Genomic DNA, 14,338 nt, shown 5'->3' with positions numbered 1-14,338 from the left:
AACGTCGGACGTCAATCAGGAATGTTTTTCGATCAACTCGACCTTGTACCCGTCCGGGTCTTCGACGAACGCGATCACCGTCGTGCCGCCCTTCACCGGACCGGCTTCGCGCGTGACCTTGCCGCCGGCTTCGCGGATACGGTTGCACGCGTCGGCGGCGCTGTCCACTTCCAGCGCGATATGACCATATGCCGTGCCCATCTCGTACTTCTCAACGCCCCAGTTGTAGGTCAGCTCGAGCACGCTGGTCTCGCTCTCATCGCCGTAACCGACGAAGGCGAGCGTGTACTTGTACTCGGTGTTCTCGCTTTGACGCAGCACTTTCATGCCAAGAATGCGCGTATAGAAATCGATGGAACGTTGCAGATCGCCGACGCGCAGCATCGTGTGAAGGAGTCGCATGGTGGGGTTCCTGTTGTTTGATTGCGAAAAGACGACACGCCCGGTTCATTTTTATCGATTGGTCGGGCGGCGCGGTTCTCGTCTCGAATTGTACCGGGCACCCGCGGCGCGCGCTGACGGGCGCTCAAAGCGCGGGCAGCAGATCCGGCGGATGATGCTTGAGCGTATGCCGGGCTTCGCGGAACTCGGGAAAGATGGATTCGACGGTCTGCCAGAAACGCGGACTGTGGTTCATCTCGCGCAGATGCGCAAGCTCGTGCGCGACCACATAGTCGATGATCGACATCGGAAAATGAATGAGCCGCCAGTTCAGGCGAATCTTGCCATCGCTCGAACAACTGCCCCAGCGCGTCGCCGCCGACGAAAGCGCATACGCCCGGTATTCCACGCCGAGCTTTCGTGCATAGACCGCGAGCTGCTCGCCGAAGATGCGCTTCGCTTCGCTTTGCAGCCAGCCTTGCACGCGGTCCTTGATCTGCTGCGCATCCGCGAGTGCGGGAAGCGGCACACGCAGCACGCCGGTCTCGTCATCGAACGAAAGCGATCCCGCGCCCGCATTCAGCGCCACGCGTATGGTCTTGCCGAGATACGGAAACTGCGCGCCGTCTTTCCAGTCGATGCGCGGCAACGCGCGCTCTTCCACACGCGTCTGCCATTCGGTCAGCTTCTTGAAGATCCAGCTTTGCTTGCCGCCGATCGCGCTTTCGATATCGGCGATCGTCACCCAGCGCGGCGCGGTGATGGTGAGTCCGGTGCCATCGATGCAAAAGCCGATGGTGCGCCGCGCCGACCGCTTCAGCCTATAGTCGAGCGCGCGCGCACCCAGGACGATGCGGCGCTGACGCACGCCTTCCGGCAGTGGTGCGCTTGAAGGAGGAACTTCGCCGCGCAGAGGCGCGGGCGCCGTGGATGGCGCACAGAACTCGGGCGCATGCTCGAACGGTAGATCGAGTTGCAGGGTATCGAGCGCGACGGCGGGGCGCTGTCGCGAAGGTTGCTTCTGCATCGGCTCGGCTTTGCGCTCCCGGCGCAGGAATGACGAGAAGAACGAGAAAGGCACGCCGCGGCTCGATCGGATGCGAATGCGAACGACCGCGTCAGCGGCCAGCGCCCGCCGCGCCAGGTTCACCCGGTCGCACGTCGGGCGTCGCATACGCGAGCGGATCGATGCGGCGCATTTCTATTTCGATCCAGCTCTCGACTCGCGTGTTCACTTCCTCGGGTGTGAGTCCGGCAGTGTCGATCGGCTGGCCAATCGACACCGTGACTATACCCGGATATTTGATGAACGAATTACGCGGCCAGAGCCGCCCCGCGTTATGCGCGATAGGCACGACCGGCGCGCCCGTCGCCACCGCGAAGCGCGCGCCGCCCGTCTTGTACTTGCCCTGCGTGCCGGTGCGTGTGCGCGTGCCTTCCGGAAACATGATGACCCACGCGCCTTCGTCCATGCGCGCACGGCCTTGCCGCGCGACGGAAACGAACGCATCGCGGCCTTGCTTGCGGTCGATATTCACCATCTTCAGGAGTCCGAGCGCCCAGCCGAAGAACGGCACATAGAGCAGCTCGCGCTTGAACACATAGCAGAGCGGACGCGGCATGAGCGCCGGAAACGCGAGCGTCTCCCAGGCCGATTGATGCTTCGACAACAGCACCGCCGGACCATGCGGCAGATTCTCCATGCCGACGATCTCGTAGCGAATGCCGACCAGATAGCGCAACACGACGATGGTCGACTTGCACCAGCCGGCCGCCATCCAGTAACGCTTGTCGGCCCGCATGAAGGGGAACGCGATGAAGCACGCGGTCGCGTACGGCACGGTGTACGCGACGAAGTAGAGCATCAACAGCAACGAACGGATGAAGCGCATGGAAGGTCAGTGATGCGGCGGCCGGTCAGTCACGATGCCGCGCGAGATAGTCGAGCGCAAAGGCGCGCAGATCCTTGTGAACGCTTAAGCCTTCGGGCAGATTGCCTTCCGCGAGCGTAATCGGTCCCTTGCCGGTCAGAACGAGATGCACGGGAAAGCCGAGCGCCGCGCCGGCTTGCAGGTCGCGCAGCGAGTCGCCGACGACCGGCGTGTCTTCCGGGTCGATCTCGAAGCGCTCGATGATCTGCTGCAACATGCCAGGCTTCGGCTTCCTGCAATCGCACTGGTCTTCGGCCGTATGCGGACAAAAGAAGATGGCGTCGATACGCCCGCCGACTGCCGCCGCCGCGCGATTCATCTTCTGATGCATGGCGTTGAGCGCGGCCATGTCGAACAGGCCGCGCCCGATCCCCGACTGATTCGATGCGATCGCCACGCGAAAACCGGCCTGATTCAGCCGCGCGATGGCTTCGAGACTGCCGGGAATAGCGACCCATTCGTCCGGCGACTTGATGAAGGCATCGGAGTCGACGTTGATGACGCCGTCGCGATCGAGAATGACCAGTTTGCGATTCATCGTCGTCATGCGGCCAGTTTGGAGATGTCCGCGACGCAGTTCATCTGCTGATGCAATGCGTTGAGGAGCGCGAGGCGGTTGTTACGCAACGCCGGGTCTTCCGCGTTCACCATCACGTCGTTGAAGAACGTGTCGACGGGAGCGCGAAGGGCGGCGAGCGCGGTCAGCGCTTCGGTGTAGTTGCGTGCGGCGAGCTGGCTCTGCACGCGCGGCGTGACACTTTCGATCTGCGCGTAAAGGTCTTTCTCCGCAGCCTCGACGAGCAGGTCGGGGTTGACCGCCGTCGGCACGCCTTGCTCGGACTTTCTGAGAATGTTCGAGATGCGCTTGTTGGCCGCCGCGAGCGATGCCGCCTCTGGCAACGAGGCGAATTCGCGCACGGCATCCAGACGCGCGACGATGTCGTCGAGACGCGTAGGATTCAGGCTCAGCACGGCGTCGATCTCGCTCGCGTTGAAGCCGCGTTCGCGCAGAAGACCACGCAGACGATCGAGGAAGAACGCGTAGATTGCTTCGGTCGAATCCGCGACTTGCGGCATGCCGGCGAATTGGCGTTGGGCCGCGTTGACGAGCTCGCGCAGGTCGATCGGCATCTTCTTTTCGAGCAGGATGCGCAGCACGCCGAGCGCATGACGGCGCAGCGCGAACGGATCTTTCTCGCCCGTCGGCGCAAGGCCGATGCCCCAGATGCCGACGATGGTTTCCAGCTTGTCCGCGAGCGCCACCGCGCAACCGACGCCGGTGGACGGCGTGTCGTCGCCCGAGAAACGCGGCTGATAGTGCTCCGAGCATGCGAGCGCCACTTCCTCCGGTTCGCCGTCGTGGCGTGCGTAGTACGTGCCCATCGTGCCCTGCAATTCGGGGAATTCGCCGACCATGTCGGTGAGCAAGTCCGCCTTCGCAAGACGCGCGGCGCGGCGCGTGAGCGCGGCATCGACACCGACGAGCGGCGCGATCTCGCCCGCGAGCGCTTCGAGACGCTCCACGCGCTGCAAGGCCGAGCCGAGCTTGTTGTGATAGACGACGTTCGCAAGTTGCGGCACGCGGTCTTCGAGGCGCTTCTTCTTGTCCTGCGTGAAGAAGAACTTGGCATCGGCGAGACGCGGACGCACCACGCGCTCGTTGCCTTCGATGATCTCGCCGGGCGTCTTCGTATCGATATTGGAGACGATCAGAAAGCGCGAGCGCAGCTTGCCGTCCTGGTCCGTGAGCGCGAAATATTTCTGGTTGGTCTGCATCGTGAGGATGAGACATTCCTGCGGCACCTGCAGGAACTCGTCGTCGAACCGGCACTGATACACGACCGGCCATTCGACCAGCGCGTTCACTTCGTCGAGCAGCGCTTCGGGCATCACGACGCGATCTTCACCCGCGAACGCCTGCAATTGCGTGCGAATGGATTCGCGGCGGTCGTCGAAATTGGCGACGACATGGCCCTTGGTGCGCAGCGTTTCGGCGTAGTCGTCCGCGCGAGCGATCGCAACGAAGCCTTCCGACATGAAGCGATGACCGATGGTCGTGTCGCCCGCATCGACGCCGAGCGCGCTGACCGGCACGATATCGCGGCCATGCAACGCGACCAGACGCTGCACCGGACGCACGAACTGCACGCTCGCGCCGTCCGGACGCTGATACGTCATGACCTTTGGAATCGGCAACTTGGCCAAGGTTTCGTCGAGCGCGGCTTGCAAGCCTTCGGTGAGCGTTGCGCCCGGCGCCGCGTAGCGCAGGAAGAACGCTTCGGCCTTGCCGTCCTGCGCGCGTTCGAGTTCGCCAATGGGGAAGTCGGGAAAGCCGAGCGCCGCGAGCTTCTTGGCGAGCGGCGGCGTGGGATTGCCGCTCGCGTCGAGCGCGACGGTCACGGGCAGCACCTTCTCGCGCACCTGCTTTTCCGGGGCGACGTTGCGCACGTTTTCGATCAGCACGGCGAGACGGCGCGGCGTGGCGTATTTTTCGAACGATGCCGCGCCTTCGATCAGATCGCGCGCGGCCAGACGTTCGACGATGCCTTCGGCGAAAGCGGTGCCGAGACGCGCGAGCGCCTTCGGTGGCAGTTCTTCGGTCAACAGCTCGACGAGCAGAGAAGCGGAAGTGGATTGCGTCATTGTTCTGTCGTCTCTCGTCAAGCTTGTTCGGTGTTGCCGGGATTGCTTTCGACTTTCAACGCGGGCGCCCAGGCGGGACGCGCCGCTTCCTCGCTGTCGGTGATGAGCCCGGCTGCGGCGTGCACGGGATTGCCGAGCATCGGGAAGCCGAGCGCTTCGCGCGAATCGTAATACGCCTGCGCGACGAGTCGTGACAACGCGCGGATGCGGCCGATATACGCCGCGCGCTCCGTCACGGAAATGGCGCCGCGCGCGTCGAGCAGATTGAATGTGTGGCCGGCCTTGAGCACGAGTTCGTAGGCGGGCAGCGCGAGCTTCGCTTCGATCATCTTCTTCGCTTCGGCTTCGTAGCTGTTGAAGAAGGTGAAAAGCAGATCGACGTTCGCGTGTTCGAAGTTATACGTGGACTGTTCGACTTCGTTCTGGTGATAGACGTCGCCATACGTAAGGCGCCGCAGTTCGCGGCCATTCGGGCCGTCTTCCTGCCATTCGGTCCAGATGAGGTCGTAGACGTTATCGACCTTTTGCAGATACATCGCGAGACGTTCCAGACCGTAGGTGATTTCGCCGAGCACCGGCTTGCAGTCGAGACCGCCTGCTTGCTGGAAGTACGTGAACTGCGTGACTTCCATGCCGTTCAGCCAGACTTCCCAGCCGAGACCCCAAGCGCCGAGCGTGGGATTTTCCCAGTCGTCTTCGACGAAGCGCACGTCGTTCTGCTTCAGATCGAAGCCGAGCGCTTCTAGCGAGCCGAGGTAGAGATCGAGGATATTTTCCGGCGCGGGCTTGAGCACCACTTGATACTGATAGTAGTGCTGCAGGCGGTTCGGGTTCTCGCCATAGCGGCCGTCCTTGGGGCGGCGCGACGGCTGCACGTAGGCGGCACGCCACGGTTCCGGGCCGATGGCGCGCAAAAACGTATGAACGTGCGAGGTGCCGGCGCCGACTTCCATGTCGATCGGCTGAAGAAGCGCGCAGCCCTTGTCGTTCCAGTAGGACTGCAGCGTCAGGATGATTTGCTGAAAGGTGAGCATGATTGCCTTTGATGCGGACCGGACGCGGCCGTGGACGCAGACGTCATGGTGCTCGTGACGGCACGGACCCGAGGCTCGGCGGAATACCGAAACTCTCGATTCTAGCGTATGGCGGGGTGGGGGAGCTTGCGTATGGGTTGCCGAGCGCGGATAAGGTGTCGGACCGATCCCATGCGCGGTGAGCCTTCGCGTGACTCGGTAGCTTGGATCGATGCGGCGCGCGCACCGGCATGAGCGCATGCCGCAGTCGCATTTACAAGCGTTTTCTCCCCGGCGCAAACGCAAATGCCAACGCCAGCAACAACAGCGAAACGGCAATCACGGTGACGTTCCCGCTCGTCACATAAGGCGTGCGCCCCGACATTCCCTGCACTGTCGCCTCCAGCACGCCTGTCGTGAACGTCGGCAGACGCGAGACGATATCGCCGTTCGCCGCGATCACCGCGGTCATTCCCGTGTTGGTCGCGCGCAGCATTGGCCGGCCGGTTTCGATCGAACGCATGCGTGCGATCTGCAAGTGCTGGTCGAGCGCGATCGTATTGCCGAACCACGCGAGATTGGTCGAGTTCACCAGCACGCCCGCAGGCGCTTCCTGCTCGCGGATCGTATGCGCGATCTCTTCGCCGAAAATGTCCTCGTAACAGATATCGACGGCTACGGGCTGGTTATGCACGAAAAACGCCTTCTGCGCGATCGGCCCGCGCGCGAGATCGCCGAGCGGAATGCCCATCAGTTGCACGAACCAATGAAACCCGAGCGGCACGAACTCGCCGAACGGCACGAGATGATGCTTGTCGTAGCGATAGACATCGAGCGTTCCCGGCGTGATGCCGAAAAGACTGTTCGTGAAGTCGGTCACGCGGCCATCGGGCAGAACCGTTACGCCAATTGCACCGAACAGGATCGATGACTTCGTATTGTCGGCGAAGCTGCGAATCTTGGCGGCGAAATCATGCGGCACCTGAACAGCCAGCACCGGCAGCGCGGTTTCGGGTGTCACGATGAGATCGGCGGATTTCTCCTTGATGAGCCGCTCATAAAGCGCGAGCGATGCATCCACACCCGCCTGTTCGAACTTCATCTCCTGTTTGACATTGCCTTGCAGGAGCCGCACGGTGAGCGGCGCGTTGGCGGGCGTCGTCCACTGCACGAGCGAGAGCAGCATGCCGGCGACGATCAGCGCGAGCGCAACCGCGCCCGGTACAAAACGCGCAGCGCGCGTTCGGCTGACTTGATAGATCGTTTGAACGATCAGCGCGGCGACGAGCGCCAGCACCCATGCGACGCCATATACACCGACGACCGAACCGAAGCCCGCGAGCGGTCCATCGACTTGCGCATAGCCGCTTGCGAGCCACGGAAAGCCCGTGAACACGAGCCCGCGCAACCACTCGCCGATAGCCCACGCGCTCGCGAAGGCGAACGCGCCGTGCCAGGTGGGCACGTAGCGCGACGCGGTTTCGATATCTTGCACGGTGGCCGCATCTTCATCGCCGAAACGCGCGCGCCCTGCGACGAGCGCCCAGAGCGCGCTCGATAACGCCGGATACATCGCGAGATACAGGCAAAAGAGCGCGACTGCGGCCGCCGCGAGCGGCGCGGCCATGCCGCCGTACACATGCATGCTGACATAGAGCCACCACACGCCCGTGACGAAATTGCCGAAACCGAACGCCCAGCCGGTTGCCGCCGCGCTCTTCCAACTGGTCGTGCGTGAGAGCCACGCGAAGAACAGCGTGAAGAGCAGGAGCTCGATCCAGCCGCCATGCGGCGTCGGCGCGAACGAAAGCGTGTTGGCCGCGCCGAGCACGGCGGCCACGAGGTAATGCCAGAAGGGAAGAGCGCGGGGCGTATTGCCGGTTGCGGATTCAGATGCCGCGCGTCGGCGCGAGAGAAGACGGAACGATGAGTCGGTCATGGAATACGTGGTTGACGGCGGAGCCGTGCGGGAGCGGAGGCGTGGTTGTGGTTTGCGATCGAGACTTTATCAATCGCGCACCCCTCAATCCCGCAGCTCATCCTCGTCATCGGCATCATGCCGGCGATGCTGCGCCACGCTCGGCACGCGCCTCACGAGCAGCACGTGAATCTGCCGCGCATCGCCACGCAGTATCTCGAACACGAAGTCGTCGATGCGCACCTTCTCGCCGCGATGCGGCACGCGCCCGAAACGATGCGTGACGAGCCCGCCGATGGTGTCCACTTCCTCGTCGGAAAAGTCGCTGCCGAATTGCTCGTTGAATTGTTCGATGCCCGTCAGCGCGCGCACCCGATACTTTCCGTCCGGCGACGCGATGATATTGCCCGCTTCCTCGTCGAAATCGTATTCGTCCTCGATATCGCCGACGATCTGCTCCAGCACGTCTTCGATGGTGATGAGGCCCGCGACGCCGCCGTATTCATCGACGACGATGGCAATGTGATTGCGGTTCACACGAAAGTCGTGCAGCAGCACGTTCAGACGTTTCGATTCCGGAATGAATACGGCGGGGCGCAGCATGCCGCGCACATCGAACTCTTCTTCCGCGTAATAACGCAGCAAATCCTTCGCGAGCAGGACGCCGATGATGTTGTCGCGATTGCCCTCGAACACCGGATAGCGCGAGTGTGCTTTTTCCAGCACGAACGGGATAAATTCCGCGGGCGTTTCGGCGATGTTGATGGCGTCCATCTGGGCGCGCGGCACCATGATGTCGCGCGCGCAGAGATCGGACACCTGAAAGACGCCTTCGATCATCGAAAGCGAATCGGCGTCGAGCAGGTTGCGTTCGTGCGCGTCCTGCAGCACTTCGAGAAGCTCGTCGCGCGACTCGGGTTCGTGCGAGATGAAGTCGGTCAGGCGTTCGAGCAACGAGCGCTTTTCCGGCGGTTTTTCGGAGTGTCGTCGACTGGGATAGGGTTCGTTCATAGCGGAGCGCCCGGGAATGCCCGGGCGCGTTTTAGCGGAAAGTTAAGCATACACCAAGGAAAATAGCGGCCGGGGTGAAGCGGCGCGCGCGCTTCTCCTGCGAAGGAGATGCTAGCCGAGAATTATGCGAGATGTGTGTCTCGTGCGCGGATTGGCCATCCGGACGATCTTCGTACGATGCCCGAGCGCGCGCCTTCACTCCGCGTTTTGCCCCTTGCAGCGCCGCAACAGCGCTTCCAGCGCGCGGTCCGGCATGCCGCTTTCGCGCAGCGCCACGACCGTGCGGCTCACGTAATCGAGCGTCGTGCCATAACGGCCGCTCGCGCAGCCGAGCACGGTCCGAACGATCGGGTCCGCGAGCTTGCCCGTGTACGACACCACGTCGCGACGCATCACGAAGGCAAGCGCATCGACGCGCCGGCCGTCGATCAGCGTGCACGGCAGCCACGCGGGACGGTATGAGCCCATTGCCATTTCGCGTCGCCAGAGCACTTCGAGATGTTCGTGCGCCTCGGTTCCGGACAGGCGAAACGCCATGCCGGTGCACGAGCCGCCGCGATCGAGCGCGAGCACGAGGCCCGGCTGTTCCGGCGTGCCGCGATTCACGCGCGACCATAAGTAGAGCCCGCGATGATACCCATGCACCTTGCCGCGCACGGCTTCGAGCGTCGGCAAGCCGGGGTTCCAGATGAGCGATCCATAGCCGAAAAGCCAGATGTCGGATTTGCCGTCCCAATCGGCAAAAGTCACCGCGCGCGAGGCGGCGAGCTCCTCGTCGGTGAGAAGCGCGGAGTTGCCCAGCACCGGCGGATAGTCGGGGCACGGCGTGGCGGGTTCGTAAAAGGGCGTGGGTTCAGGCGTCTTGTCGTTCACGGCGCGTGGCAAGGCATCTCGATGAAGACCGGGGATCAGACGAGCGGCACGTAGGGATCGGTGAAACCCAGAAACTGCATGATATCCGTCTCGATCGATTCCATCTCTTCCGCCTCGCTTTCGACCTCGTGGTCATAGCCTTGCGCATGCAGCGTGCCATGCACGATGAGATGCGCGTAATGCGCGGCGAGCGGCTTGCCTTGCTCGGCGGCCTCGCGCTCGACGACCGGGCAGCAAAGAATGAGATCGCCGGCGACCGGATCTTCTTCCGACTCGGCATAGGCAAAGGTCAGCACATTGGTCGCGTAATCCTTTTGCCGATACGTCCGGTTCAGCATGCGGCCTTCTTCTTCATCGACGAAACGCACGGTCAATTCGGCGTCCGCGAAGAGCGAAGCCTTGATCCAGCGCGCAACCGTCGCACGCGGCAACAGCGCCTTGTGCGACGGATACGCTTTCGCGGCAGGAAACTGCAGCGTCAAAGTGAGGCGAGGCATGACTTCACTCGGACCTTTGCCGCGCTTCCGCGATTGCCGCATCTTTCTGCGATTGCGCGTCGTAAGCCTCGACGATGCGCGCGACCAGCGGATGGCGCACCACGTCCGCCGACGTGAAGTGCGTGATCGCGATGCCGCGCACTTCCGCCAGCACATGCTGCGCTTCGATCAGGCCGCTCTTGTGTCCGCGCGGCAAATCGACCTGCGTGGTGTCGCCGGTTACGACCGCCTTCGAGCCGAAGCCGATACGCGTGAGGAACATCTTCATCTGTTCGGGCGTGGTGTTTTGCGCCTCGTCCAGAATGATGAACGCGTGGTTCAGCGTGCGCCCGCGCATGTAGGCGAGCGGCGCGATTTCGATCATCTGGCGCTCGAACATCTTGGCGGTCTTGTCGAAGCCGAGCAGGTCGTAGAGCGCGTCGTAGAGCGGGCGCAGATACGGATCGACCTTTTGCGCGAGATCGCCCGGCAGGAAGCCGAGCCGCTCGCCCGCTTCCACGGCGGGTCGCGTAAGCACGATGCGCTTGACCTGATCGCGTTCGAGCGCGTCCACCGCGCAGGCAACCGCGAGATAAGTCTTCCCCGTGCCCGCCGGCCCGATGCCGAAGGTCACGTCGTGCGCGATGATCTGCTTCAGATAATCGCGTTGCGCGGGCGTGCGGCCACGCAAATCGGCGCGGCGCGTGTAGAGCTTGGGACCGTGGTCTTCTTCGTCGCCCAGGTCGATGGTGGCGCTGGGTTCGTCGAAGGGATGGTCCGGATCGCCGCGAAAACGCGGATCAATCGGCGCTTCTTCTTCCTTCGCCTTCGCGCGGCGCGTTGCGTGGCGCGCTTCGACCAGCGCGAGCTGGATATCGTCCACCGAGAGCGGATCGCGCGCGCGGTTGTAGAAGTTTTCGAGCGCGGTAAGCGCAACCTTTGCGCCACGGCCGCGAATGGCGATCTTGTGGCCACGCCGCGAAAGCGTCACGTCGAGCGCTTGCTCGATTTGCCGCAGGTTCTCGTCGAGCGGGCCGCAGAGGTTGGCGAGCCGCGCGTTGTCATCGCGCGGAGCGGTAAATTCCAGATGCTGCTGAGGAGCGTTCTTCAAGGCGAAGGGGGTGTCCTTAACTTAGTTGGCCAACTCGGGCGTCGCCGCCGTATCCGGCGCGAGCACCAGTGCGCCGCGCAACGAGTGCGGGTACGCGTGATTGATCTCGACGTCGATCATTTGGCCGATCAGGCGCTTGTGAGCCGAAAGCGGCGCCGGGAAATTGACCACGCGATTGTTCTGCGTGCGCCCGGCGAGCTCGCTCGGGTCCTTGCGCGACGGACCTTCCACGAGAATACGCTGCACCGAGCCGAGCATGGAATTGCTGATCTTGACGACGTTTTCCTCGATAGTCGCCTGCAAATGTTGCAAGCGCTTGAGCTTGACTTCGCGCGGCGTGTCGTCGTGCAGATTCGCGGCGGGCGTGCCGGGACGCGGGCTGTAGATGAACGAGAAACTCGTGTCGTAGCTCATCTCGTGAATGAGCGCCATCATCTTGTTGAAATCGTCTTCGGTTTCGCCGGGGAAGCCGACGATGAAATCCGTCGACAGCGAAAGGTCCGGGCGAATGGCGCGCAGCTTGCGGATCACCGATTTGTATTCAAGCACGGTATAGCCGCGCTTCATCGCCATGAGAATGCGGTCGGAACCATGCTGCACCGGCAAATGCAAATGGCTCACGAGCTTCGGCACCTTGGCGTAGGTATCGATGAGGCGCTGCGTGAATTCCTTCGGATGCGACGTCGTATAGCGAATGCGCTCGATGCCCGGCACTTCCGCGACATACTCGATGAGCGTGGCAAAGTCGGCGATTTCCTGCGAACCGAGCGTCAGCGCGCCGCGATACGCGTTCACGTTCTGGCCGAGCAGCGTGACTTCGCGCACGCCCTGGTCTGCCAGGCCGGCGATTTCGGTGAGCACGTCGTCGAGCGGGCGCGAGACTTCCTCGCCGCGCGTGTAGGGCACGACGCAATAGCTGCAATACTTGCTGCAGCCTTCCATGATCGATACGAACGCGCTCGGGCCTTCGACGCGCGCGGGCGGCAAGTGATCGAACTTTTCGATTTCCGGAAACGAGATGTCCACCTGCGCGCGGCCGGTCGAGCGGCGCTTGTCGATCATGGCGGGCAGGCGATGCAGCGTTTGCGGACCGAACACGAGATCCACGTAAGGTGCGCGCGAAACGATGGACGCGCCTTCCTGGCTCGCGACACAACCGCCTACGCCAATCAGCAGATTCGGGTTTGCTTCCTTCAATTCGCGCACGCGGCCGAGGTCGGAAAACACTTTTTCCTGGGCCTTCTCACGCACCGAGCACGTGTTGAACAGGATGACGTCCGCATCTTCAGGCGTGTCGGTCTTGACGAGCCCTTCCGCCGCGCCGAGCACGTCGACCATCTTGTCGGAGTCGTACTCGTTCATCTGGCAGCCGAAGGTCTTTACATATACTTTCTTGGTCATGAATGGTCGCCGGTCGCAGTGGTTAACCTGGGGGCGCTAAAAGAGATTGAGAGGGTTTTGCGCGTGAGTGCCGCGCTTTTGCAGCAATCTGCACGGCTTCTACTTGTAATTAGGCCGATATTATAGCTCTGGCGACAAATCCTGACGAAGCCCGACGCGCTCGGGCGGATACGCCAGATCGCCAAGCAGTTCGCCCGTGGTCGTCTCGAAGCGTTCGATCAGAAAATCCAGCAGCACGCGCACGCGCGGCGCCATATATCGATTGGCGTGGAAGAGCGCGTGTACGGGCGCTTCGTGCGTGCACCAGTCGGGCAGAATCAACTGCAGCGCGCCCGAGCACACGTCGGCGGCAATGTCCCAGATCGACTGATGCGCGATGCCATGTCCCGCCAGCGCCCACGCGCGCGCGATTGCGCCGTCGTTGGTTTCCCAGGCATCGGCGACGGGCAAGGTGTAGGAATAGCGCTCCTCGCCGCGCACGAAAGCCAGTTCGTTGAGGGTTCCCGCAGCGGTGAAAATCACGACGAAGTGGTGCCCGGTTAGTTCGGCGGGCGTTTGCGGCACGCCTTTGCGCGCGAGATAGTTCGGCGACGCGCACAGCACGCGCCGATTCGGCGCCAGCGAGCGTGCCGCGAGCCCGCTGTCCGGCGGCGCGCCGAAGCGAATCGCCAGATCGATTTCCTCCTGCAGCAGATTCGACACCGAGTCCGACAGCGTGAGCGCGAAGCTCACGTCCGGATGCAGGCGGCTGAAGTCGTCGAGCCAGCCGCGCAGCATGTGCCGGCCGAAATCCGACGTCGCGGAAATGCGGACTTTGCCGCGCACGCGATTTTGCCCGGCTTGCAGCGCCGCTTCGGCGTCGTCGATAGCCTGCAGCGCGATACGGCAATGCTGCAAGTACAGCCGCCCTTCGTCCGTCAGGCGCAATTGGCGCGTGGTGCGCTCGAAGAGCCGCGCGTGCAGCGCTTTTTCCAGCTTGATGAGCCGCGCGCTCGCCGCCGCTGGCGACAAGCCGAGTTTGCGTCCCGCCGCCGACAGGCTGCCGAGCGTGGCGGCTTCGGTGAAAAGGCGCATGTCGCCTAGCCGATCCATTGTCATCTTCAAATCCGGTTTGACAATGATTCAAAGGCTAGCCCAATTATCAACGACGCGCCATGCGGTCACAATCGGTCCAACTCGTTTCAGGTTCAACGCCATGCAACTCGATCACGTGACTATCGTCGCGCCGGACTGCGATTCGATGATGCGTTTCTTCGTCGATATCGCCGGGATGTCGGTGGGTCCGCGACCGCCATTCGGTGTGAGCGGCTACTGGCTGTATCTCGGCGCGCGGCCGGCCGTGCATCTGATCGCGAAGGGCGATGCGTCTGTCGCCGCGCACCCCGATGCGACGCGCATCGACCATCTCGCGCTGCGTATCGACGACGAAGCCGAGTGGCGCACGCTCATCGACCGTCTCGAATGTCGCGGCTACGCCTATCGGATCGCGGAAGTGCCGCTTGCGCGCGAACGTCAGCTTTTCGTGCGGCTTGCGCCGGGCGTGGTTGTCGAGTTCGTGACCGCGCGCCATTGATCTATTT

The 14,338-nt window shown here is 62.9% G+C and carries 14 protein-coding genes; 1 reads left to right on the top strand and 13 read right to left on the bottom strand.

Annotation, left to right across the window (positions count from 1 at the left end; genetic code table 11):
- Positions 1 to 15: 15 nt before the first annotated feature.
- The 13 genes from gloA to P9292_RS23565 all read right to left on the bottom strand — a co-directional run bounded on the left by gloA (position 16) and on the right by P9292_RS23565 (position 13,850).
- Complete coding sequence (gene gloA / locus P9292_RS23625; protein ID WP_244827053.1) at positions 16 to 402, bottom strand: lactoylglutathione lyase; 387 nt, start codon at positions 400 to 402, stop codon at positions 16 to 18.
- Between the two features lie 124 nt (positions 403 to 526).
- Positions 527 to 1,408, bottom strand: coding sequence for a M48 family metallopeptidase (locus P9292_RS23620; RefSeq protein ID WP_244827054.1), 882 nt, complete (start codon positions 1,406 to 1,408; stop codon positions 527 to 529).
- Positions 1,409 to 1,499: 91 nt separating this feature from the next.
- Positions 1,500 to 2,273, bottom strand: a complete 774-nt coding sequence (locus tag P9292_RS23615) for a lysophospholipid acyltransferase family protein (protein WP_309961510.1) — start codon at positions 2,271 to 2,273, stop codon at positions 1,500 to 1,502.
- A gap of 25 nt (positions 2,274 to 2,298) precedes the next feature.
- Positions 2,299 to 2,859, bottom strand: coding sequence for a D-glycero-beta-D-manno-heptose 1,7-bisphosphate 7-phosphatase (gene gmhB / locus P9292_RS23610; RefSeq protein WP_250463113.1), 561 nt, complete (start codon positions 2,857 to 2,859; stop codon positions 2,299 to 2,301).
- Positions 2,856 to 4,955: a glycine--tRNA ligase subunit beta gene (glyS, locus tag P9292_RS23605; RefSeq protein ID WP_250463116.1), complete on the bottom strand. Its 2,100-nt coding sequence runs from the start codon at positions 4,953 to 4,955 to the stop codon at positions 2,856 to 2,858. The genes gmhB and glyS overlap by 4 nt, the downstream gene beginning before the upstream one ends.
- Before the next feature lie 17 nt (positions 4,956 to 4,972).
- A complete protein-coding gene (gene glyQ / locus P9292_RS23600; protein WP_244827058.1) occupies positions 4,973 to 5,989 on the bottom strand; it encodes a glycine--tRNA ligase subunit alpha in 1,017 nt (338 codons plus the stop codon).
- 253 nt (positions 5,990 to 6,242) lie between these two features.
- The gene (lnt, locus tag P9292_RS23595) at positions 6,243 to 7,907 is read right to left on the bottom strand and encodes an apolipoprotein N-acyltransferase (RefSeq protein WP_309961506.1); all 1,665 of its coding nucleotides are present in this window, start codon (positions 7,905 to 7,907) and stop codon (positions 6,243 to 6,245) included.
- A gap of 84 nt (positions 7,908 to 7,991) precedes the next feature.
- Positions 7,992 to 8,897 (bottom strand): HlyC/CorC family transporter, encoded by a 906-nt coding sequence (locus P9292_RS23590; RefSeq protein WP_244827060.1) that lies wholly within the window; start codon positions 8,895 to 8,897, stop codon positions 7,992 to 7,994.
- 195 nt (positions 8,898 to 9,092) lie between these two features.
- Entirely contained in the window at positions 9,093 to 9,770 is a 678-nt protein-coding gene (locus tag P9292_RS23585; RefSeq protein ID WP_244827959.1) for a gamma-glutamylcyclotransferase, read from the bottom strand.
- A 35-nt stretch (positions 9,771 to 9,805) separates the two neighbouring features.
- Positions 9,806 to 10,267 (bottom strand): rRNA maturation RNase YbeY, encoded by a 462-nt coding sequence (gene ybeY, locus P9292_RS23580; RefSeq protein ID WP_309961503.1) that lies wholly within the window; start codon positions 10,265 to 10,267, stop codon positions 9,806 to 9,808.
- 4 nt (positions 10,268 to 10,271) lie between these two features.
- Positions 10,272 to 11,357, bottom strand: coding sequence for a PhoH family protein (locus P9292_RS23575; protein WP_250463127.1), 1,086 nt, complete (start codon positions 11,355 to 11,357; stop codon positions 10,272 to 10,274).
- Positions 11,358 to 11,378: 21 nt separating this feature from the next.
- Entirely contained in the window at positions 11,379 to 12,758 is a 1,380-nt protein-coding gene (gene miaB / locus P9292_RS23570) for a tRNA (N6-isopentenyl adenosine(37)-C2)-methylthiotransferase MiaB (RefSeq protein ID WP_244827063.1), read from the bottom strand.
- Between the two features lie 120 nt (positions 12,759 to 12,878).
- Positions 12,879 to 13,850 carry a LysR family transcriptional regulator gene (locus tag P9292_RS23565; RefSeq protein ID WP_409015410.1) on the bottom strand — a complete coding sequence of 324 codons (972 nt, stop codon included), beginning with the start codon at positions 13,848 to 13,850 and terminating at the stop codon, positions 12,879 to 12,881.
- Positions 13,851 to 13,953: 103 nt separating this feature from the next.
- On the opposite strand from P9292_RS23565, the gene P9292_RS23560 reads away from it, so the two are divergent.
- A complete protein-coding gene (locus tag P9292_RS23560; RefSeq protein WP_250525405.1) occupies positions 13,954 to 14,331 on the top strand; it encodes a VOC family protein in 378 nt (125 codons plus the stop codon).
- Positions 14,332 to 14,338: the final 7 nt, after the last annotated feature.

Origin of the sequence: Caballeronia sp. LZ001, assembly GCF_031450875.1 — a bacterium.
Taxonomy (GTDB): Bacteria; Pseudomonadota; Gammaproteobacteria; order Burkholderiales; family Burkholderiaceae; genus Caballeronia.
This window is presented reverse-complemented; position numbering and strand designations above follow the sequence as displayed.

Bases quoted from the DNA above. Each gene is read 5' to 3' on its own strand.
- P9292_RS23565 (WP_409015410.1), bottom strand. From the start codon at position 13,850: ATGGATCGGCTAGGCGACATGCGCCTTTTCACCGAAGCCGCCACGCTC.
- gmhB (WP_250463113.1), bottom strand. From the start codon at position 2,859: ATGACGACGATGAATCGCAAACTGGTCATTCTCGATCGCGACGGCGTC.
- miaB (WP_244827063.1), bottom strand. From the start codon at position 12,758: ATGACCAAGAAAGTATATGTAAAGACCTTCGGCTGCCAGATGAACGAG.
- P9292_RS23615 (WP_309961510.1), bottom strand. From the start codon at position 2,273: ATGCGCTTCATCCGTTCGTTGCTGTTGATGCTCTACTTCGTCGCGTAC.
- lnt (WP_309961506.1), bottom strand. From the start codon at position 7,907: ATGACCGACTCATCGTTCCGTCTTCTCTCGCGCCGACGCGCGGCATCT.
- glyQ (WP_244827058.1), bottom strand. From the start codon at position 5,989: ATGCTCACCTTTCAGCAAATCATCCTGACGCTGCAGTCCTACTGGAAC.
- P9292_RS23590 (WP_244827060.1), bottom strand. From the start codon at position 8,897: ATGAACGAACCCTATCCCAGTCGACGACACTCCGAAAAACCGCCGGAA.
- glyS (WP_250463116.1), bottom strand. From the start codon at position 4,955: ATGACGCAATCCACTTCCGCTTCTCTGCTCGTCGAGCTGTTGACCGAA.
- gloA (WP_244827053.1), bottom strand. From the start codon at position 402: ATGCGACTCCTTCACACGATGCTGCGCGTCGGCGATCTGCAACGTTCC.
- ybeY (WP_309961503.1), bottom strand. From the start codon at position 10,267: ATGCCTCGCCTCACTTTGACGCTGCAGTTTCCTGCCGCGAAAGCGTAT.
- P9292_RS23560 (WP_250525405.1), top strand. From the start codon at position 13,954: ATGCAACTCGATCACGTGACTATCGTCGCGCCGGACTGCGATTCGATG.
- P9292_RS23620 (WP_244827054.1), bottom strand. From the start codon at position 1,408: ATGCAGAAGCAACCTTCGCGACAGCGCCCCGCCGTCGCGCTCGATACC.